Source organism: Salinimicrobium oceani, assembly GCF_012037645.1.
Genome location: NZ_JAAVJR010001549.1, coordinates 1 through 293, shown reverse-complemented (window position 1 = coordinate 293; position 293 = coordinate 1). Strand labels below are relative to the sequence as shown.

Annotated in this window: 1 pseudogene; it reads right to left on the bottom strand. The window is 41.0% G+C overall.

Going from position 1 to position 293, the window contains the following annotated elements:
* Positions 1–293: pseudogene (locus HC175_RS23015) on the bottom strand (hypothetical protein); the annotation flags it as partial.

Sequence of the window (293 nt, the reverse complement as noted above, 5' to 3'; positions counted from 1 at the left end):
CGTATCACGGTAGACCAAAAAGTTGATCCTGTGAGGAGAAAGTATATGTTCAAATTCGAGTCCGTAAATTCGGGAAGCATCAGCTTTCTTAACGTAGAAATAGGTAAAACTGTCGTTCAGAATATTCCGGACCTTGATTCTGAAGGGCTTTGAATTTCCGAAGGTGCAGTAGTCAATAGCATCAACATTGAGAAACTCCAGGGAATCATCGCTCCCGTCAGAATGTAGGATAGTATAAACCTGCTTTAGGCTGTTATCAATATCATCCCTTTCATAATCCGGATAATAGCACC